The 20,132-nt window shown below is 53.7% G+C and carries 17 protein-coding genes; 6 read left to right on the top strand and 11 right to left on the bottom strand.

Annotated features, from left to right (window positions below; translation table 11 throughout):
- Window positions 1-5: 5 nt before the first annotated feature.
- Complete coding sequence (locus IQ22_RS16480) at window positions 6-827, top strand: shikimate 5-dehydrogenase (RefSeq protein WP_145143958.1); 822 nt, start codon at window positions 6-8, stop codon at window positions 825-827.
- Window positions 828-1,512: 685 nt separating this feature from the next.
- On the opposite strand, the gene IQ22_RS16475 is transcribed toward IQ22_RS16480, so the two are convergent.
- From IQ22_RS16475 to mntR, 3 genes are all read right to left on the bottom strand, one after another.
- Window positions 1,513-1,770 carry an OprD family outer membrane porin gene (locus IQ22_RS16475; protein ID WP_145143956.1) on the bottom strand — a complete coding sequence of 86 codons (258 nt, stop codon included), beginning with the start codon at window positions 1,768-1,770 and terminating at the stop codon, window positions 1,513-1,515.
- A gap of 25 nt (window positions 1,771-1,795) precedes the next feature.
- Complete coding sequence (locus IQ22_RS16470; protein WP_244309218.1) at window positions 1,796-1,888, bottom strand: LysR family transcriptional regulator; 93 nt, start codon at window positions 1,886-1,888, stop codon at window positions 1,796-1,798.
- A gap of 219 nt (window positions 1,889-2,107) precedes the next feature.
- Window positions 2,108-2,584, bottom strand: a complete 477-nt coding sequence (gene mntR / locus IQ22_RS16465) for a manganese-binding transcriptional regulator MntR (protein WP_244309216.1) — start codon at window positions 2,582-2,584, stop codon at window positions 2,108-2,110.
- Between the two features lie 196 nt (window positions 2,585-2,780).
- Between mntR and IQ22_RS16460 the strand changes: the two genes are divergently transcribed.
- From IQ22_RS16460 to nirD, 4 genes are all read left to right on the top strand, one after another.
- Window positions 2,781-4,127 carry an Nramp family divalent metal transporter gene (locus IQ22_RS16460; protein ID WP_145143952.1) on the top strand — a complete coding sequence of 449 codons (1,347 nt, stop codon included), beginning with the start codon at window positions 2,781-2,783 and terminating at the stop codon, window positions 4,125-4,127.
- Between the two features lie 314 nt (window positions 4,128-4,441).
- Entirely contained in the window at window positions 4,442-5,359 is a 918-nt protein-coding gene (locus tag IQ22_RS16455; protein WP_145143950.1) for a hydrogen peroxide-inducible genes activator, read from the top strand.
- 493 nt (window positions 5,360-5,852) lie between these two features.
- Window positions 5,853-8,411 (top strand): nitrite reductase large subunit NirB, encoded by a 2,559-nt coding sequence (gene nirB, locus IQ22_RS16450; RefSeq protein WP_145143948.1) that lies wholly within the window; start codon window positions 5,853-5,855, stop codon window positions 8,409-8,411.
- Window positions 8,411-8,797, top strand: a complete 387-nt coding sequence (nirD, locus tag IQ22_RS16445; protein ID WP_145143946.1) for a nitrite reductase small subunit NirD — start codon at window positions 8,411-8,413, stop codon at window positions 8,795-8,797. Before nirB ends, nirD begins: the two co-directional genes overlap by 1 nt.
- Before the next feature lie 80 nt (window positions 8,798-8,877).
- Here nirD and IQ22_RS16440 read toward each other — a convergent pair whose 3' ends face one another.
- From IQ22_RS16440 to galB, 4 genes are all read right to left on the bottom strand, one after another.
- Window positions 8,878-9,108: a DUF7740 domain-containing protein gene (locus tag IQ22_RS16440; RefSeq protein ID WP_145143944.1), complete on the bottom strand. Its 231-nt coding sequence runs from the start codon at window positions 9,106-9,108 to the stop codon at window positions 8,878-8,880.
- A 329-nt stretch (window positions 9,109-9,437) separates the two neighbouring features.
- Complete coding sequence (locus IQ22_RS16435; protein WP_145143942.1) at window positions 9,438-10,520, bottom strand: 4-oxalomesaconate tautomerase; 1,083 nt, start codon at window positions 10,518-10,520, stop codon at window positions 9,438-9,440.
- Between the two features lie 3 nt (window positions 10,521-10,523).
- Complete coding sequence (locus tag IQ22_RS16430) at window positions 10,524-11,240, bottom strand: 4-carboxy-4-hydroxy-2-oxoadipate aldolase/oxaloacetate decarboxylase (protein WP_145143940.1); 717 nt, start codon at window positions 11,238-11,240, stop codon at window positions 10,524-10,526.
- Window positions 11,237-11,974 carry a 4-oxalmesaconate hydratase gene (gene galB / locus IQ22_RS16425; protein ID WP_145143938.1) on the bottom strand — a complete coding sequence of 246 codons (738 nt, stop codon included), beginning with the start codon at window positions 11,972-11,974 and terminating at the stop codon, window positions 11,237-11,239. The genes IQ22_RS16430 and galB overlap by 4 nt, the downstream gene beginning before the upstream one ends.
- A gap of 144 nt (window positions 11,975-12,118) precedes the next feature.
- Between galB and IQ22_RS16420 the strand changes: the two genes are divergently transcribed.
- Entirely contained in the window at window positions 12,119-13,327 is a 1,209-nt protein-coding gene (locus IQ22_RS16420) for a LysR family transcriptional regulator (RefSeq protein WP_145143936.1), read from the top strand.
- Window positions 13,328-13,448: 121 nt separating this feature from the next.
- Here IQ22_RS16420 and IQ22_RS16415 read toward each other — a convergent pair whose 3' ends face one another.
- The 4 genes from IQ22_RS16415 to IQ22_RS16400 all read right to left on the bottom strand — a co-directional run bounded on the left by IQ22_RS16415 (window position 13,449) and on the right by IQ22_RS16400 (window position 20,061).
- A complete protein-coding gene (locus IQ22_RS16415) occupies window positions 13,449-14,705 on the bottom strand; it encodes a gallate dioxygenase (RefSeq protein WP_145143934.1) in 1,257 nt (418 codons plus the stop codon).
- Between the two features lie 18 nt (window positions 14,706-14,723).
- Complete coding sequence (locus IQ22_RS16410; RefSeq protein WP_145143932.1) at window positions 14,724-16,064, bottom strand: MFS transporter; 1,341 nt, start codon at window positions 16,062-16,064, stop codon at window positions 14,724-14,726.
- A 368-nt stretch (window positions 16,065-16,432) separates the two neighbouring features.
- Entirely contained in the window at window positions 16,433-17,566 is a 1,134-nt protein-coding gene (locus IQ22_RS16405; protein ID WP_145143930.1) for a PQQ-dependent sugar dehydrogenase, read from the bottom strand.
- A gap of 287 nt (window positions 17,567-17,853) precedes the next feature.
- Entirely contained in the window at window positions 17,854-20,061 is a 2,208-nt protein-coding gene (locus IQ22_RS16400) for a glycoside hydrolase family 3 protein (protein WP_145143928.1), read from the bottom strand.
- Window positions 20,062-20,132: the final 71 nt, after the last annotated feature.

Raw genomic sequence — 20,132 nt, 5'->3', positions numbered from 1 at the left:
CAAACATGCCTCACGCGATCAACAAAGACACCCAGGTCTGCATGTCCCTGGCCGGCCGCCCCGGCAATACCGGCACACGCTTCCACAACCATTTGTATGAAGCGCTGGGACTCAACTACCTCTACAAGGCCTTTACCACACACGATCTGCCTGCAGCCATAGGCGGCATCCGCGCCTTGGGCATTCGTGGCTGTGCCATTTCCATGCCGTTCAAGGAGGCCTGCATTCCTTTGCTCGATGGGCTCGACCCCTCGGCCAAGGTAATCGACTCGGTCAATACCATCGTCAACGATAACGGTTGCCTGACCGGCTATAACACGGACTTCCTAGCCATCGCCTATTTACTCGATAAGCATGCCGTCTCGTCAGAGCTGACTTTCGCCTTGCGTGGCAGCGGCGGCATGGCTAAGGCCGTGGCCTTTGCCTTACGCCAGGCAGGGTTCTCGCGCGGCCACATCGTGGCGCGTAATCCGGTGACCGGCCCGGCGTTGGCCGAAGCGTCCGGCTACGAATGGGCGCCCTCTCTGGAAGGCTTACAACCGCAGTTACTGATTAACGTGACGCCTATTGGTATGTCTGGCGGCCCGGAAGAACATGACCTCGCGTTTCCGGAAGAGCTGATCGAACAGGCTAGGGTTATTTTCGATGTCGTGGCAATGCCCTCCGAAACACCGTTGATTCAGGCGGCCAGAAAGAAGAACAAGCCCGTCATTACCGGTGCAGAGGTGGTCACGCTGCAAGCATTGGAGCAGTTTGTACTCTATACAGGCATTCGGCCGAGCGACGAGCAGGTCCAGCAAGCGGCCTCCTACTCACGCAACCCATGACGCATTAACGCTGCGGTGTAAACGCTTAAGGCAAAAAAGGCGCCTGTCCGACCGGCATGTCCATTACATAGCTGAAGTCGACCGGCGCCTGTGTCAACGCTCCGCCCGCTCCATTACTGCTTTGCCTCACCCCGTCTGAAGATGGTCAACCATGCCCATCCGTCTAGTGAGTCGTACCGCTTTCTGTCGGATTTCAGCAGGCGGAAGCGCCTACAAGCGGCAGAATCCGGCATGGCCTGAAAAGACACCAAGATTTCATCATTCTGACGTTGAAACGTCACATGGCTAAGAGTAGTCTCACAGATTCCTCATTACGGAATTTGTTACATGCGCGACAATGCGTGCTCTGATGGGTTAACGCAACTGGCCACCTCCGCTGTCAGGCGAGGTTGGCATGATAAGCAAGTGCTCACCTGGATGCTGAATAACGGTATCCGCCCTGGTGCTGCCAATCGGGCCCTTCAACAGGCGCAAGCTTTTCGGCAAGAATCCAGCCGCAAAAAGCTTACGCTTTCAATGGTAGGATTGTTTACCGTCCTGTCTCTCACAGCGATTACAAATGTCATCAGCCTTTTGAGCAGCATGAGCTGACCCAGCCATTCGTGGCGCCCTCTGCGCTCCCAGGCAAAGCGAAACCCTGCCACGATTACCCTGGCAGGGTTCACCAGACGGATGACTGCTGCGGTTACAGCAACGACAGCGGGTTGTAGCTGGTGAAGAAACTCAGACCCGGTACGCCAAGCGGCGCAAAGTCGTAGCCATACCTTAACTGCCAGCTACGCTCGCTAGCCGTGCCAAAGTCGTGGTACTGCACGTAGTTCGGTAGGTACGGATTGTTGACGTAGGGAAACCCGCTTGTACCTTCCAAGTGCTGGTAGACGGCCGTCAGGCTGTGCCTCTGGAGGCTATAGGTCAACGAGCCGCCATAGACTTCATTGTTCACCGCTCCGCCTCGTGAGGCGCCACTCTCACGACTGAGACAGGTTCAGCACCGCTGCCGCCTTGGTAAAACTGCCAAACTCGGCAACCCGAACAAAGCATTCTAGTTGTTTAAGGTCCATGGCCCTGCTCTCGGCACTCAAAAGCACAGCCTACCGGTAGATCGCTCTATAAAGACAGTGCCTTACGGTAGTCAGCTAAGATAGCTTCCTATACCTGCACGGCTGGCGTCTCTGTCACAGGCGGCGCAGCGGCCGCTGAGCTTGAGGTAGTCGATTGGCGCAGCAGGGTTATAACCGCCCTCCAGACCTCATCACCCAAAACAGCTACCAAAGTACAAGTTATTCCTTTGTCTTTGTTTCGCCACGCCTGGCCTCAGCGAAACGGCGGAAAGCCTCTAGCGTTTCACTGCTGACATGGTGTTCGATTCCTTCGGCATCACGACGGGCAACGGCAGGGTCAATATCCAGCGCCAATAGAAAAGACTCGACAACTTCGTGACGAGCGCGGCTCGCCTCTGCTAATGCCTCTCCTTCGGCCGTCAGGAACACCCCTCGATAAGGTTGCTGAACAACGTAACCGCATGCAATCAGGCGTTTGAGCATCTTGGCTACGGTGGGCTGTGCTACACCCATGCGTGTAGCGATATCAATTTGTCGTGCCTCGCCATGGGCATGGATAAGGTCGGAGATCAACTCCACATAATCTTCGATAAGTTCCTGGCGATGCGCTTCGCGTACCTGCTGGAAACCCTCCACGTGAATGGAAGCCTCGACGAGGGGCTTTATCGCCACTGTTTCATCACGACTTTTGCGCACCACAAGCTCTCCAGAATAAACAAACTGCCTGAAACGCATAGATATTCAGATCTCCCATTCTGACCGATCAGGCAAATAAGGCCAAAAAAATTAATCCTTAATTTTAGGGATAGCTAACTTTAATTACCTTGGCATGGAAACTTAGCCTAGGCTAAGTTTCTAGATGTATTCGTAGACTTCTGATGAGTGCGTATTGATGAAAGAGTCCGTTGCTTATCCTGATCTCCAGTGGAGTGCCCACGATCACGTTCCTCGTCCCAGTTTAGGCAAATTCAACGCCAGCATACCGGTACCGGTATCCGGCCACTGGATGAGACGACTTCTGGCCTTTATCGGTCCGGGTTATATGGTGTCGGTAGGCTATATGGATCCGGGCAACTGGGCGACCGATCTGGCCGGCGGCTCTAAATTCGGCTACATGCTGCTTTCCGTTATTCTGCTGTCCAACCTTATGGCCATTTTGTTGCAGGCACTGGCTGCCCGACTAGGTATCGCTACAGGCCTCGACCTTGCCCAGGCCTGCAGGAATACCTACTCCAGACCCGTCAATATTCTCTTATGGCTGGCCTGCGAGATGGCCATTATTGCGTGCGACCTGGCCGAGGTCATCGGCACGGCTATTGCGCTCAATTTGCTATTTGGTATTCCGCTCGTATGGGGAGCCGTCATCACGGCAGCTGACGTATTTCTGATCCTTCTGTTGATGCGTTATGGATTCCGCTGGCTGGAGGCTTTCGTCATTGCACTGATGACTATTATCTTTGCCTGCTTTGGTATCCAGATGCTCCTGGCCCAACCGGCTATCAGTGATGTGCTGGGAGGCTTTTTGCCGCAGGCCGAGGTTGTTACTAATCCGGCTGCGCTTTATTTGGCTATCGGGATCATTGGCGCCACCGTTATGCCCCACAACCTGTATCTGCACTCCTCCATTGTTCAAACACGCGCCTACGCACGGACAGAGGAAGGTCGTCGTCAGGGGATTCGCTGGGCTGTAACGGATAGCACCATTGCTCTAATGCTGGCCCTATTTGTCAATGCCGCGATTCTCATTACGGCAGCAACGGTTTTTCACCAGGCTGGCCGCACCGATGTCGAGGAGATCGATCAGGCCTATCATCTTCTGTCGCCCATGCTTGGTGTCGGCATCGCCTCCATCCTGTTTGCCGTGGCCTTGCTCGCCTCCGGCATCAACTCCACAGTAACCGCAACGCTAGCCGGGCAAATTATCATGGAAGGGTTTCTACACCTTCGCATGCCTGACTGGGCGCGCCGCTTGCTGACGCGCGGATTAGCCATCATTCCAGTCATTGTTGTAACCAGCCTGTACGGTGAGAGTGGAACCGCCAAGTTACTTGTGCTCAGCCAAGTCGTACTGTCAATGCAACTGCCTTTTGCCGTCATTCCCTTGGTCCGCTTTGTCTCCAGTCGAAAGCTGATGGGCACCTTTGTTATTGGCCGAGGCGTAGCGGTCTTGGCCTGGATCATCGCGTCCTTGATCGTCGGGTTAAACCTAAAGTTATTGATTGAGTTTTTCTGGAGCTAAAGCCGTCTCGGGCATGTAGAAAGGCAAGAAAAAGGTGACTGCACGTCAAACAGCCGCCCTCTATCAGAGCTGTCATTTAATGTTTTACGTGAACGGCCCTGGAAGTAACGATACTGGCCTAGTTGACTAGCGTAAGAACGCCCTACTTCCAATGACCATCTTCTTAAAAGCTTATGGAAAAAGGCTATTGGTGCCTTGCCTGTCAAACAGCGAAAGTAGCGCTAATTAACGATAGGCATTTGCATCAGTTCCCGGCCGCATCTCTCCTGTGCGATTCGGGCTTGTGCCCATTGGGTCGAGGAGTATGGATTCTTATGACACTGACCGAACTCAGGTACATCGTGGCTCTGGCTCAAGAGCAACATTTTGGCCGTGCAGCCGAACGCTGCCATGTCAGCCAGCCCACTCTTTCAGTGGGCATTAAAAACATTGAAGAAGAACTGGACGTCCGGCTGTTCGAACGCAGTAAGTCTCATGTTCGTCTGACCCCCACTGGCCGGGTCGTTATCGCTCAAGCGCAAAAAGTCGTCGAGCTTGCCCAAGGCATACGTGAACTCGCCGAAGCCGGACGCAACCAACTCAGTGCTCCACTTAAGATTGGTACTATCTATACGGTTGGCCCTTACCTATATCCCCATCTGGTATCACAACTCAATCGTGTAGCGCCGGATATGCCACTTTATACAGAAGAAAATTTCACGCCGGTTCTGCGTGACAAATTACGCAACGGGGAGCTGGACGCCATTATCGTCGCACTGCCCTTTAGCGACCCGGATGTATTGACCAAGCCGCTATACGATGAGCCGTTTTACGTCATGATGCCTTCTAACCATCCCTGGACCGCACTTGAACGTATAGAAATGAAGCTGCTTAACAAGGCACGGATGCTGTTACTCGGAAAAGGTCACTGTTTCCGCGATCAGTTACTCTCCGTGTGCCCTTCCTTGCGCAAGGTGAAGTTACAAGCCAAGGACCCTAAAGACCCTTATATCGAAGCCTCATCCTTAGAGACGATTCGGCACATGGTAGCGTCCGGCCTTGGTGTTTCCGTCCTGCCTTTGTCAGCTATCGAAAATTCTCATTACGCGCCGGGTATTCTTGAAGCGCGTCCTTTTGCCGATCCGGCCCCGTTCCGCACGATAGGAGTGGCTTGGCGAGCTAGCTTTCCACGACCTCGTGCCATTGATGCATTAACCGATTCGATCAGACTGTGCTCAATCACTAGAGGATAAACTGCTGGGCTCAGGCCATTCTATACAGGCTGATCAGTCCGTATAACGTTGAGCCCATGCTTGAAAAAGAAGCAAGAACATCCACCGTGCACCGTTCTGGTTCAATAAGTCGGCCCCTGCCTTATGCAAAGACGCTGATTTCTTTTTGCTTCACAGTACTGACGCTTACGCGTAATTACCTGATTTCCCGCAGTTTGCCCCCTTAATGTGTAAGTCTTTACAGGCTGTCCCTTTGTAAATCTGACAATGGCATGCAGGTTGCTTAAAGAGTACTGAAGCCTGTTTAACAACGGGCCGTCCCATTCGGTCACCGGCGACCAAGAGCCTTTATAGGTAGGGACCGATGCGCCAGGCAACGCGGCCCGGTCGACATCTCATACATCCACAGATACCAGGCAAAGGCGCCTGGGGCTGCTAGACGGCTCCAGGCGCCTTTTTTTGTCCAGTTTTTAGCTGGCCATGCTTCGGCAGTGGCTTTGACTGAGGAAAGGCTATGAATTCTCTTGTCACCCCGATCAAGCGAGAAACCCTAGTAGTTATCGGTAATGGCATGGTAGGCCATCATTGTGTCGAGCAACTGATCGCCCACGGTGCGCTTGCCCATTATCAGATTCATGTGTTTGGGGAAGAACATCAGCGAGCCTATGACCGCGTGCATCTTTCCGAATACTTCGGTGGGCGTGATGCCGAATCCCTGGCCTTGTGCGAAGCCGATTTCTACGCTGTGAGCGGTGTACATCTGCATCTTGGGATGCAGGTGCAAGAGATTGACCGTGAACGAAAGGAGATCGTTACCACTCAAGGGCGTATACCTTACGACTGCCTAGTCTTGGCTACCGGCTCTTATCCTTTCGTACCGCCTATCCCCGGTGCCGAGGGAAACTCTCGGCTCGTCTATCGCACGCTAAGCGATCTTGACAGCATCCGGGCCGCCGCCAGAACGGCACGTCGCGGCGTGGTCGTCGGCGGCGGGCTGTTGGGGCTGGAAGCGGCTAATGCTCTTAAATCGCTAGGGCTCGAAGCACATGTCGTAGAGTTTGCCCCGCGCCTGATGCCGGTACAGCTGGATGCCGACGGGGGCGAAGCCCTGCGCCAGCGGATCGAAGCATTAGGCGTTGGTGTACACCTGTCACGTGCCACTCAGGAAATCGTTCCGGGTGACGAGTATGCCTACCGCATGAACTTCCAGGACGGTGAGTTTTTGGAAACCGACCTGATCGTCTTTTCTGCTGGCATCCGCCCGCAGGACGCACTGGGCCGCAGTGCAGGGCTCGATATCGCTCCGCGTGGCGGCGTGGTAGTGGACAACACGTGCAGAACCTCTGATCCCTGCATTTTCGCTATTGGTGAGTGCGCCAGCTGGAACGGTAGCATCTTCGGCTTGGTTGCCCCAGGCTATACCATGGCGCGTAATGTGGCCCTGCAACTGGCTGGAAAGCCATACGAGCCCTTCACCGGCGCTGACATGTCTACAAAGCTCAAGCTGCTGGGAGTAGATGTTGGCTCTATCGGCGATGCGCATGCTGCCACACCAGGCGCCAAAAGTTACCGTTTTATCGACGAGGCAACTTCAAGTTACCGTCGTCTAGTCGTCTCGCCTGATGGCAAACGCGTTATCGGTGCCGTGCTGGTAGGTGACAATAGCTATTACGACACACTGCTGCAGTATGCCCAGAACGGCATCAAACTGCCGCAGGATCCCTCCAGCCTGATACTCCCGCTTTCAGACGGCGCTCCTATATTGGGTGCTGATGCCCTCCCCGATACGGCAACCATTTGTTCATGCCACAACGTCAACAAGGGCGCCATTTGCTGTCAGGTCGACCAAGGCTGTACAGACCTGGGTGAGCTAAAGGCTGCCACCAAAGCTGGCACCGGCTGCGGTGGCTGCAGCGCCCTGCTCAAACAAGTATTCGAGCACGAACTCTCGGCCCGTGGCGTAGCCGTAGACAAGAGTCTTTGTGAGCACTTTGCTCATACTCGCCAGGAGCTCTACGGCATTGTTCGTGTAGAAGGCATCCAGACGTTCGAGGAACTGCTCGCCAAGCATGGCCGTGGTCACGTGGGCTGCGATATCTGCAAGCCAGCCGTAGGCTCCATTCTGGCGTCCTGCTGGAATCAGCCGATTACCGATCCACTGCTGATCCCCTTGCAGGATACCAACGACACCTTTATGGCAAACATGCAAAAGAACGGCACCTATTCCATCGTGCCGCGTATTGCCGGTGGCGAAATCACTCCAGACAAACTCATCGCCCTAGGGGAAGTGGCAAAAAAATACGATCTTTATACCAAGATCACTGGCGGTCAACGCATCGACCTCTTCGGCGCTCAGCTGCATCAATTGCCGGACATTTGGGGCGAGCTGATCGAGGCGGGTTTTGAAACCGGCCATGCCTACGGCAAGTCGTTGCGTACCGTCAAATCCTGCGTTGGTAGTACCTGGTGCCGCTACGGCGTACAGGATAGCGTCGGCATGGCCCTGTATCTGGAGAATCGCTATAAGGGCTTGCGCTCGCCGCACAAGATCAAGTTTGCCGTCTCCGGCTGTACCCGTGAGTGCGCCGAAGCACAGAGTAAGGATGTTGGCGTGATCGCCACCGACAAAGGCTGGAACCTTTATGTGGCAGGTAATGGTGGAATGCGCCCCCGTCATGCTGAGCTGTTTGCCACTGATCTCGATGACGAAACGCTGGTGCGCTATATCGACCGCTTTCTGATGTTCTATGTACGTACAGCCGACAAGCTGCAACGCACTTCCGTATGGCGTGAGAGCCTTGAAGGAGGTTTGCACTATCTAAAGGACGTGATCATCAATGACAGCCTAGGGCTTGCTGCCGAACTGGAAAGCCAGATGCAACTGGTCGTCGATCGCTATGAATGTGAATGGGCTAATGCGCTCAACGATCCAGAAAAACTGAAGCGCTTCCGTACCTTCGTCAACGACGGGCGCGGCGATCCAGACATTCATTTTGTTAAGGAGCGCGGCCAGCGTCGACCGGCCACGCACTCTGAACTTCATCTGATCCCTGTCACCGAGGAGGCACTCTGATGAGCCAGACTACTACTGCTCTTATTCAGACCGAACCAACCCATGCCGTTACGTGGCGCGCCTTGTGTCATCGTCGCGACCTGGTTGCCAACTCTGGCGTTGTCGCCTGGCTCGATGGTTATCAGGTTGCCCTGTTCCACTTGCCACAGGTAGACGACCACGAAAAGGTCTTTGCCATTGAGAACAAAGACCCCAAATCCGGGGCCAACGTTATCGGCCGGGGCATTGTAGGCACGCTCAAAGGCGAACTCGTTGTTGCCTCGCCGTTGTACAAGCAGCATTTTCGCCTAAAGGACGGTGCTTGCCTTGAGTATCCCGAGCAACGTTTGCGTGTATGGCCGGCTCGTCTCCAGGGCGACACGGTTGAGATCGGGCTGGACTCATAAGCCGCCTTAACTTAAATAGAGCGGCTATTCGCCTCGCCGTAAAGCCGCTCTACCCGCTCCGCTTATAATGACTCCACCTTTTATTGAGCAGAAACAGAATCCAGTTTATTAATAACGCTGTCTGGAATCGTTTTGATTAAGGCTCTTACATAAAATAAGGGAGAGGCGCTCTCAGCTATATATTGAATGATCTCTTTGTATTTCGAAGGAATCTCATTCAGGCATCGCTTGGCTGTAAAATTTATAGCCTCATTTGAGTCGTGTATTTCAGCCGCCAGACCTAGTGCAAGAATCGCTTCCAAGAATGTCATATCTATCCCTGTACGAAACCAGTATGTATTGCCGGGTATTCGAGCAAGACTTTAAATATATTTCGATTAATACGTATCAGCAGCCAATGGGCACGCGTTAGACGCAGCTCGTCTGTGATACATCCGGCAGGTATTACAAACGGACCTTCGCGTTAATCATTAACCGCTGCCGAGATCCAGCGCTTTCAGAACTTGACGGTCCGTTACGCATAGAGTCAGCCCAGCATTCTTGTTATGTATCAGTATGATGGATATCGGCTGATCACCATCCCTGGTTGATCAGCCCGATTAGAAACCACTCGCTCTTCCTGAAAGGCTATGCATGAGTCTCAATGCTTACCTGACCATACGGATCGAGCTATGCAGACTTTGCCATCAAACAGCAAACGCGCAGTCCGCAATAGTCCGCATCCTGCCAGCTCACCGTTGCGTCGATGAAGCTCGACGGTAAATTCACCGGTTGGATGCTCGACAGATAACCGCAGCAGATCGCCCTGCTCTACCTGAGCCAAGCCTTCAGCCACCGAACCTTCGATTAGACAGGCTGAGGCTACACTGACCGCACCAAACACACCGATGGAAGCATGACAGCGATGTGGTATGAACGTCCGGCTGCTGATAGCACCACCAGCCTTAGGCTCGGCAACTAGGCACATTTTGGGAACGGTACGCTGGGTCACGTCACCCAGGTTCATTCGTGGGCCAGCCTGTAGACGGATTGATTCGAGTATGGCTTTGAGCTCGTCATCAGCGTCAAGCTGTTCGCGGGTTTCGTAGCCAGTGCGGCCTACATCTTTGGCTCGCAAGAGTACGACCGGCATCCCGTTATCAATGCAGGTCACCTCAATACCGTCAAACGTGTCGCATGCTTGTCCAGTAGGTAACAACGCGCCACAGCTGGAGCCAGCTATATCTTCGAACTCAACGACCAGCGGGGCAGCCGTACCGGGTACTCCATCAATACGCGCCTCGCCTTCGTACAGCACTTCGCCGTTTGGCGTCAGTACATTAGCTACAGCGATCTGGCCGGTGTTTTCCATGAAGATTCGTACGCGAGTCGTATCGGCTGTGATCGGGACCAGCCCACGCTCGATAGCAAACGGGCCTACACCGGCCAGGATATTGCCGCAATTCTGTCCATAATCGACACGAGCTTCTTCAACCAAGACTTGGGCAAACAGATAGTCCACATCGGCATCCGGTCGCTCGGAGCGCTTGATTATAGCGATCTTACTAGTCAGCGAATCGGCACCGCCGATGCCGTCGATCTGACGCTTGTCTGGCGAGCCCATGACCGCCAGCAGCACACGTTCGCGCAGCGCCTCATCGGCAGGAAGGTCGGAGGCGCTGAAGTAAGCGCCCTTCGAGGTGCCACCACGTATCATCAGACAAGGTATACGGGTCTGACTCATGGCTCAGCCCTCCAGTTCGTCCAGGCTATCGACGTAGCGGAGACCCTTTTCAGCCAGGCGCGGACGCATGTTGTAGATGTCCAGCCCCAACTCGCCCTCTGCCAGGCGCACACGCTTCTGCTCTTCAGCATCGGCTCGCTTGCGGCTGGCTTCCAGTACCTGCTGCGCTTCTGTGCGGCGGACCACCACGACGCCATCGTCATCGGCCACAATCACATCACCCGGGTTGATCAGTTGCCCTGCACAGATCACCGGAATATTTACCGATCCCAGGGTTTCCTTGACGGTACCCTGTGCATAGACCGCTCGCGACCATACGGCAAAGCCCATCTCACGCAGAGTGCGACTGTCACGTACACCCGCATCCACGACCAGGCCACGAACGCCACGCGCTTTAAGTGAGGCGGCCAGCAGGTCACCGAAATAACCGTCAGTGCATGGGGAACTGGGCGCAACGACCAGAATATCGCCTGGTTTACACTGCTCTACCGCAACATGAAACATCCAGTTGTCGCCAGGAGCTACCAGTACGGTAACAGCGGAGCCACTGATGCCATGGTCTTGCTGGATAGGGCGAATCGACGGATCGAGCAAGCCCTTCCGGCCCTGGGCCTCGTGAATGGTCGCTACGCCATACTGCACCAACTCATCAATAACCGCCGACTCGGCGCGCTGGATAGTGCGTACCACGATGCCGGTCTTGCCGATCAAGCTGCTCATGCCAGGTTCTCCGTGACGCGTGGGAATATGCTCTGGTAGCCCTCGGCATAAACGATGTTCTTGCTGGAGGTAATGCCTACGTTACGCTTGGCCTGTACACCACGCTGCAGCGCAACCCGGGTGTAGTACTCCCACAGGTGCTCCTGACCAGCCATGCACTGGATCGCCGCGTACTTCTTGTCCCACACGTCAGTGATATCCAGCAGTACATCCGGACGCCATTCGCACTGCTCGGGCTGGTGCGGCTCAAAGCAGTACACCGGCGGTGCGCCCACAATCTTCTCACCCGGCTTGTAGCCTTCGGCCTGGGCAATGATGCGTGCCTCCTGAGCCAGATGCGTGGCCAAGGGGTGGTCGTAGTTGTACGGGTCCTTGAGCGAGTGGCTCAGTACAAACTCAGGTTGTACGCGGCGGAAGACATCGGCCAGACGAAACAGGGTGTCCTTGTCGGCACGCATGGGGTAGTCGCCGATATCAAAGAACTCGACACTGGCTCCCAGCACCTCGGCAGCCGCTTCGGCCTCTGTACGGCGGGCGGCCTTGACCTTTTCTTCGGTCATCTCGCCCTTGCGCCACAGCTTGGCGGACTCGCCGCGCTCGCCAAAGGACAGGCAGACGATATGCACGGTATAGCCTTGCTGGGCATGCAGGGCGATGGCACCACCGGCACGCCAGACGAAATCAGCGGAATGTGCGCTAACTACCAGGGCTGTTTTCTTGTTGGATTCACTCATCTCGGGCTCCTCTCGTTTAAGCCAGAGGTTGCCACGATACGCTGCATAACGAATATTGCATTCAACTCGATCAGGTATACGTTTTACTTATCAGCTGACTGAGCGCATGATCTCTATCCCCGCCCTACCCATGAGAAGACAAAGATGGTTGCTGCAGAGCTTCCTAGCCTGATGCAGATACGCGCATTCGTTCGGGTAGCTGAACAAGGCAGCGTATCCAAGGCTTCCGAAGTACTTTACCGGGCACAATCGGTTGTTACACGGTCAATTCGTGACTTGGAGAAAAGGCTATCGATTCCGCTCTTTGAGCGACACGCCAATGGTATGCGTTTGACCGATTATGGAACACGTATCCTTCCGCGTGCACGGCGCGCCTTGGTTGAACTGGAAGCTGTCCCACGCCTGCTTAATCATGGCGCAGGACCGGTATCCGAGCCGCTGTATTTAATGCACACGCGGCGTCTGGAAGTATTCGTCAAGTTGTGCGAGACCCATCATATGCAGACCGTTGCAGCAGCCTTCGGCCTGACCCAGCCGGCAGTTAGCGCAGCGCTCAAGGTACTCGAAGGTGGCTGCGGCCAACATTTGTTTGAGCGTACTCCTCGCGGTTTGCAACCAACACTGGCTAGCCGGGATATCCTGCTCGCCATTCGCCGGGCATTGAACGAGCTTCGCCATATCGATGCAGACATCGCTGCCTTGCAAGGCTCGCTGCAAGGTATGGTTACTGTGGGCGCGCTTCCTTTAGGGCGTAGCCGCATCCTGCCAGAGGCGATTTTACGCCTTACTTCTGCGCACCCTGGCGTTCGGGTGGCAACTAATGAAAGTCCTTTCGACCTGCTGGCAACCGAACTGCGCGCCGGTGATATCGACTTCGTGCTGGGCGCATTACGCTCATCCGACTATGCCAGTGATCTGCAGGGCGAACCCTTGTTAACCGAGGAAATGGTCATTCTGGTACGGCGCGGGCATCCCTTGCTGGATGCAGGAATAAGCCTGAATGACCTGAGCCATGCTCGCTGGATATTACCACGCGCCGGCTCTCCCTCTCGGAAACAGCTGGAGACTTACTTTGCCGAATTGGGAATCGAGGTTCCCCAACCGGTAGTAGAAACCGGTGATCTGGCCATCATCCGTGGCTTACTACTGCGCTCGGATCTATTGGCGGCCGTCTCGGCCCATCAACTCGAATATGAAATCATGTCCGGTGAATTACAGCGCCTGCCCTTGCAGCTGCGTCACACCAGCCGAGCCATTGGACTCATCTATCGGGCGGGAGGGTTGCATTCGCCTGCGGCACGTGCCCTGATGGAAAAAGTGCGAGAGGTAGCGCTGGAGCCTGCAGACTCATAACCAGTAACGCCAATACCCTGAGCTCCGCTTATTACACATAATGATGGAAAGCCCTACCACTAAAAACCAAGCACAGGTTCCGGAAGCGGCGTTAACCGCCTCCGAAGCACCGTTCTACAGTCTATTTTTTACCAGCAACCGAATACAGTACCTGCTGGTTACGCGTTTTCTGGAACTCTTCCAGCGACTGCCCGCGCATCGCCGAATAAATGTGCAGATTGGAAATACCTACTACCGCACCCAACTTTTCCAGTAGAAAAAAGATCGCTCCGTATTGAATCAGTCCACGCCAGTCGCGACGGCGAACCAGATCCCGCTCTTCTTCTGTCAGCCCAGCCTCCTCAAACATGGCTTCAGGCTCTTCCAGGAACCGCTCCCGCCAGGCTGGCACAATCAGACCATGCAGGAACTTGTTCAGTCGGTACCCCTTGGCACTGCGTTCAAGCGTGAAAGGATAAGTCCCCTCAAGCTTTTCAATGCCGGCCAGCTCATGGTTCATATGCTCACGATGACGCTCATGCACGTCGATAGGAACTTCACGCGCCTGGTTCTCCAGGAGCAGCGTGGCGATACCAGTCATGGAGGGTAAATAGTAATCCTGATGAATCAGCTTCACATTAGAAGACAGAGCCCCCCGCATAATTAGCCAGGTAATGACTTCCGAGCCCTCAAGCCCACCCAGGGTAGCGTATTCGGCCACAGTCATTTCGGTAAGCCGAACTGGATCGTTGACGAACAGATCGACAAACTGAGCATCCCATTCCGGGTTGTTGAAACCGCAACGTTCGCCATGCACTTGATGAGACACACCGCCCGTTGAGGCAACAACTACCTTCAGGTCTTCAGGATAGCTTTCGATGGCTCGACGCAGCGCCTGTCCCAGCTTGTAGCAACGTTTGGCACTGGGAATCGGAAACTGCAGCACGCCTACTTGCAGCGGCACGACGTCGACAGGCCACTTCGGCTCGAAGGGCAACAAGGCTGACATGGGCGAAAACAGGCCATGATCAATAGGCTTGTCCCGGAAGAAAGACATGTCGAACTCATCAGCCATCAAGCTTGCACCAATGTGCCGCGCCAGGGCTGCGTTACCGCCGATAGAGGGTATCCCTCGTACACCGCCGCCTTCGTCAGCCACATCGTAATGATCGTCTACTCCCAACGCGAACGCAGAATAGTGATCGAAGAAGAACGATGTGATGTGATCATTAAAAATGTAGAACAGTACGTCGGGCCTCTTTTCGTTAAGCCACGCCTTCATTGGCTCGAAGCTTTTGAATATAGGCGCCCACGCCTCTTCCTCTTGCTTGTTATGATCAACGGCGAAGCCGATGGTAGGAGTATGAGAGACTGCAAGCCCCCCGATGATACGTGCCATAACAGTTTCCTTTGTGTATTAAGACGCCAGCGCCGGGTGGGCAGTGCGACGAGCCGCGTAACCGTTACCCAGTATTGCCAGCGCCGCGATGAAAGCCGGAATTGCCAGTACCGCAAAGACCAGACCGAAACTCAGCCCCAGACTTAGCACCGCTCCGCCAATCATTGAGCCAAAAATAGCGCCGAAACGACCAATGCCCAGCATCCAGCTTACGCCGGTAGCACGCGACTCGGTGGGGTAATAACCCGGCGCGTAGGCATTCAGTCCCGTCTGAGCACCGCTCATGCAGAAGCCAGCCGCGATCACGCCAAGGGTCAACAAGCTGGACTCCAAGCCCAATGCGCCCAGCAACAGGATAAATGCACCACCCAAGGCATAGGAGCCGGCAATAACACGATTCGGATTGCGCCGATCCATGATCCAGCCAACCACAATAGCGCCTACGGTCCCGCCAATTTGGAACAAAGCGGTCAGTGTAGCCGCTCGTTCGATGGAAACACCGGATTCACGAATCAATGTAGGCAGCCAACCCATCATCAGGTAGATCACCAGCAGGCCCATGAAGTAGGTTGTCCAAAGCGAGAACGTGCCCAACCGATAGCGCTCGGCAAACAATGCACGAACCGGCGTCTTGTTTTGCACAGCCGGCTCAGTACTAACGAAGCGAGTTTGGGAAGAGAATTGACCACCTAACTTGTTCAATACTGCAGCGATCCTTGCAGCAGGCGCACCTTTGGCAACCAGGAAGCGAGCCGACTCGGGAAGCAGCAGCCAGAGAAACGGTAGTAGTGCAATGGGCAGTAGCCCACCCACCAGCAGTACCGATTGCCAGCCGAAGTGCGGAATCAACCAAGCAGCCACGAACCCACCGGCCCCTGAACCTAGGTTAAAGCCGGTAAACATGACAGTAATCAACAAGGAACGATAGCGCTCGGGCAGATACTCGGACAGAAGCGTCGTGGTATTTGGCATCGCAGCGCCCAGGCCAACGCCCGTCAGAAAGCGCAGGATGGCCAGCTCGTATGGATTACGAGCAAAGGCGCAGGCCAGGCTCAATACGCCAAAAGCGGTTACCGCCCCTAGCAGTACGGTCTTGCGACCAAAACGGTCAGCGTAAGGACCTGCCACCAGTGCGCCTACGGCCAGGCCAATCATCGCTGCACTCATAACAGGACCAAACGCAGCCTTGGAAAGTTGCCAGTCCTGCATAAGCGAGGGTGCGATGAAGCCCATTACGGCTACGTCTACACCATCGAAGAGAACGATGAAAAAACAGAGAGCAAGGATCATCCATTGATGGCCCGTGACAGGCCGGCTATCGATCCATTTTTTGACGTCGACAGGCGAGTCGGTATGCATAAGGCTACCCTTGTTGTTCTTATGGTGAAACGACCCTGTACAGGGAGTCTTGACATGGCAAAGGTACACTTACCTGCCATCTTGCTGCTGACGTTAAAGCCGGCCTGCTTAAACGTCGTCTGGAAAATACTTAAGGGGGTATCGATATTTTTTATGATCGCTTACAGACAAGCGGAACCATGAGGCGTTTTAGAGCCGGTGGCCTTTGCGACAGAACACAGGCTTTATAATCTCTTGCAGTAAAAGCATGGGGCAGGCGCAGCCTTATCGCTGCGCTCAGCATGGACCGGCTTTACTAAACAGGCTATCCGTTGCCTGATGCTTTAGCCTGTCAGCCGCCGCTACTGTGACGTTTCATGTGCATCTGTTTATTTAGGCTGTAGCTCCAATAGCCGGCCATCAGAGCCATCTTCTAATACCCATAAGCTTCCGTCCGGCCCTTGCTCGACCTCGCGTATGCGGGCGTCCATTTGATACCGCTCCACCTCACGAGCCTGATCTCCTTCAAGCACGAGCCGTATCAGCGACCTGGCGGAAAGTCCGCCCATAAGGGCATTACCCTTCCACTGGGCGAAGCGGTCCGCTTCGTAAATAATCAGGCCTGCAGGCGAGATTACAGGTGTCCAACTGATTTTCGGAGGTATATATTCAGGGTTGGTTGAATGATCCGGAATCGGGCGGCCGCTGTAGTGGTCCCCGTCCGAAACATTTGGATAGCCGTAATTCGCTCCGCGCTCGATCAGGTTAAACTCATCTCCCCCTTTGGGGCCCATCTCGTGCTCCCACAAACGGCCCTCTTTATCAAATGCAATGCCGAGCGGGTTACGATGGCCTAATGACCATATCTGGGCTGCTATGCCGCCCTGGTCAGCGAAAGGATTATCCGCTGGAAGACTGCCATCCTCGTTTATTCGAATGATTTTGCCCAGGTTACTGTTCATGTCTTGCGCCGGCGTAAACTGTTGCCGCTCGCCTGAGCTGATCCACAGCTTTCCGTCTGGCCCAAAGGCAAGGCGATGACCATAGTGACCCTGACCGGAAACCTTGGGTGTCTGGCGCCAGATGACTTGTAAATGGGAAAGCCTACCGCTGCCCTCCTTCTCCAGCTCCAACTTTGCCCGTGCTACCGCAGCACCACGGGTAGCACCGTCTTGGCTGGCCTCAGCGTAACTAATATAGATCCAACCGTTTTCCGTAAAGGCAGGATGAAGGATCACGTCCCCCAGTCCACCCTGCCCGCCATAAGCAATAGCAGGGAGCCCTGTAATTGCGCTCGAACGGCCGGTATCAAGATCCAGATGCTTGAGCGCGCCATGCTTTTCGGTAACGAGCAGCGTACCGTCAGGCAAAAAAGTCATAGCCCACGGCTGTTTGAAGGTAGCCTTAGCAGCTACGGTAAATGGCCATTCCTTTTCGGAAACACCTTGGGCGTGGGAAGGTCCACTAAAGGCTAAGAGAGCAACCGACAGTGCGTGAATGACAGGTCTGATGAAACGAGTCATTGGATTTTCTCGCAAAAAGACACTGCTAAAAAATAGCGCTCAACCAGAATGACGAGAAGTTTCTTTTGTTACAGAGCACGACATGGATTATTGAAGTATTCCGTTGTGCGATTACTTGATTGGATAACAAGACGTTCTCAAAGTTGTATAGATATATGCTTTCAGACGTCTAAACAGGTTCTGTAGCAACCCAAAGACTTCGCCTCATAAAATATAAACAGATTCGGAATGAGATACGCATGCAGCCGCTTGAAAGGCTGCATGCATGTTCTTAACGAGCGTTAAAGTTAATAGCTCAAGCCAAATCCAAAGGGGAATAACGTGTCCTTGGCAGGATAGCCAGGCGCATCTGGATCGTTATTGATCACGGCTTCCAGGTTGTTAGCCAGAGCAAATGGTAGCTTTCCACGAGGCTTATATTTACCTGTGATAACGTCCATAAGCACGGAATCGCTTACACCAAAGCCAGCTAAAATCGCCCCTGCATTCTTTAACCCACTTGCATCATCCATAACATATGGTTGGCGGAAATAAATGGCGAGGATAGTTTTTTTCGAGCCTACCTCTTGCATAACTGCCTGAATATCCTCCAGTTTCGGCGAAATACTCCACGACGCTGTTTTAGCCATTTCAGTAAACGACAACGCATTTACCTCCCAGGGAAGCGCACCGCCATAAATCAAGCCGTCATCAATACTGTCGGGGTCTGCTGCACCCCAGGTCTTTTGTGTTTGTGGATTAATATAAGCAGGATTGGCACCGGTAAGAGAATCCTTGCTCTTATAAGTACCGGTAATTTCTTGAGGATTGGATACTTCTATTCGAAGAATCGCATAATCAGCGCCAGACGCACTTGGTCGGCTCTGGCCTTTTTCAGCATCATAATCTCCGTTAACGACGGTATAGCCGCCATACTCGGCTCCCCCTACCACGTCGGCATTCATGTTCATTGTATAAAGCTTGAGTGGCTGCCCTGTGCTTGGTGCTGGAATAGGCAGTATTTTTTTGGCGCTTTTAATAGAGCTCTGCGCTAGATTCTGCAATAACACAATGGATTTACGCTGAGCTTGTAAAGCCTTGGCTCGGAACTCATCATTACCAATGATTCCAGCCGCTTTGCTTGCATCTACATAGGGATTTTCGAACAGTCCAAGTTCAAACTGCTCCTTGAGGAGTCGCCTGACTGCCTCATCGACACGTTCTTCACTCACTAAACCAGATTTGACTAGATCAATAATGGTTTGCTTGGTGTTGAAACCCGACAACACATCTGTACCACTATTGATAGCGGCTGCAGCTCGCTCAGCTACCGTTTTGTTTTCCAGGCCCCAGCCTCTCGCTGAAATTATGCCAGTGTCTGAATTTACGTAGCCTTTAAACCCAAGCTGCTGACGCAGTAGGTCATTTACGATTTGCTTGGAAAAGGCCATACCGGTTTGCTCGTATTTAACGCCTTTATAGGTCAGATCAATCGGTACACCGTAATAAGGCATGACTGATGAGACACCGGCCTCTATCGCAGCTCGCCATGGCTTGAGGTGATATTCGAAATTCCCTGCTGGATAAACCTGATTCTTACCAAAAGTATAATGGGGATCCAAGCCCATTTCCTGGGGACCGCCTCCAGGGAAATGCTTCATGGTCAAGGCCACAGGCGTGTTTCGGTTTACTGGTCCTCCCTGAAGATTTTCTACCAAAGTCTTCATGATTTCAGTCCCGAGGTCAGCATCCTCGGTGAAGGTTTCATGGACACGGTACCAGCGCGGTTCGGTGGATAGGTCTGCCATGTAACCATACATCCCTCTCAGGCCAATGGCTTTCCACTCTTCCCCCATGATGCGGGCAAAATCTCGAATTATCCGCATGTCACGTGTAGCAGCTAAACCGGCTTCTTTTGGAAACTCCGAGAAAGACCCCGCTTCGGTGTTGATACCGAAGCGGGCATTACGCTCGTAATGATTTCGAGCATTTGATTTGAAAAGAACAGGAATGCCGAGCCGTGTCTTTTCTGCCATTTCCTGAATTGCATTTGTCCACCGGGCAGCCTGCTCAGGCGTGACCTGCTGTCCATTCCTGCTCGAGGTTGTACTTTCTACAGGATTGGCCGTCACCACACTACGGAATATAAAGCGTGTCATTCTTTCCGAATTGATGTACTGGTCAGCGGGTGCGTCAATAGTCCCCCCAAAGCCCGGATTCAATGTATCAATCAACATCATGCCGGCCTTTTCATTCAGGTTCATCCGGCTTACCAGGTCAGCAGCACGTCTCTCAGCAGGAAGTCTCCAGTTCTCATAAGCATCCAACTGATTGTTGGCATTCAGATCCTTAAATTTAAATCCATTAATTACGATCAGGGGCTTTGCGTGAGTCTTAATAGGCGGCTGCTTGGAGTGAAGGGAACTACTATGGCTTAGGCTACAAACACTCAACAATAAGCTGCCAACCAAGACTTGAACACCAAGCGTGTTGAGGCGGAAGGTAAATGCAGGCATTACGTGTCCCTCTCATTATTCTTATGGAACATCAACAGGCATCTTGCTTATCGAACAAGACGCCTGTTGAT

The sequence above is a fragment of the Pseudomonas duriflava genome, from assembly GCF_007830155.1.
Classification (GTDB): Bacteria; Pseudomonadota; Gammaproteobacteria; order Pseudomonadales; family Pseudomonadaceae; genus Chryseomonas; species Chryseomonas duriflava.
This window is presented reverse-complemented; position numbering and strand designations above follow the sequence as displayed.

Coding starts and splice junctions, on each gene's coding strand:
- IQ22_RS16480 (WP_145143958.1), top strand. CDS start 6: ATGCCTCACGCGATCAACAAAGACACCCAGGTCTGCATGTCCCTGGCC.
- IQ22_RS16470 (WP_244309218.1), bottom strand. CDS start 1,888: ATGGACCTTAAACAACTAGAATGCTTTGTTCGGGTTGCCGAGTTTGGC.
- IQ22_RS16460 (WP_145143952.1), top strand. CDS start 2,781: ATGAAAGAGTCCGTTGCTTATCCTGATCTCCAGTGGAGTGCCCACGAT.
- IQ22_RS16455 (WP_145143950.1), top strand. CDS start 4,442: ATGACACTGACCGAACTCAGGTACATCGTGGCTCTGGCTCAAGAGCAA.
- nirB (WP_145143948.1), top strand. CDS start 5,853: ATGAATTCTCTTGTCACCCCGATCAAGCGAGAAACCCTAGTAGTTATC.
- nirD (WP_145143946.1), top strand. CDS start 8,411: ATGAGCCAGACTACTACTGCTCTTATTCAGACCGAACCAACCCATGCC.
- IQ22_RS16440 (WP_145143944.1), bottom strand. CDS start 9,108: ATGACATTCTTGGAAGCGATTCTTGCACTAGGTCTGGCGGCTGAAATA.
- IQ22_RS16435 (WP_145143942.1), bottom strand. CDS start 10,520: ATGAGTCAGACCCGTATACCTTGTCTGATGATACGTGGTGGCACCTCG.
- IQ22_RS16430 (WP_145143940.1), bottom strand. CDS start 11,240: ATGAGCAGCTTGATCGGCAAGACCGGCATCGTGGTACGCACTATCCAG.
- galB (WP_145143938.1), bottom strand. CDS start 11,974: ATGAGTGAATCCAACAAGAAAACAGCCCTGGTAGTTAGCGCACATTCC.
- IQ22_RS16420 (WP_145143936.1), top strand. CDS start 12,119: ATGGTTGCTGCAGAGCTTCCTAGCCTGATGCAGATACGCGCATTCGTT.
- IQ22_RS16415 (WP_145143934.1), bottom strand. CDS start 14,705: ATGGCACGTATCATCGGGGGGCTTGCAGTCTCTCATACTCCTACCATC.
- IQ22_RS16410 (WP_145143932.1), bottom strand. CDS start 16,064: ATGCATACCGACTCGCCTGTCGACGTCAAAAAATGGATCGATAGCCGG.
- IQ22_RS16405 (WP_145143930.1), bottom strand. CDS start 17,566: ATGACTCGTTTCATCAGACCTGTCATTCACGCACTGTCGGTTGCTCTC.
- IQ22_RS16400 (WP_145143928.1), bottom strand. CDS start 20,061: ATGCCTGCATTTACCTTCCGCCTCAACACGCTTGGTGTTCAAGTCTTG.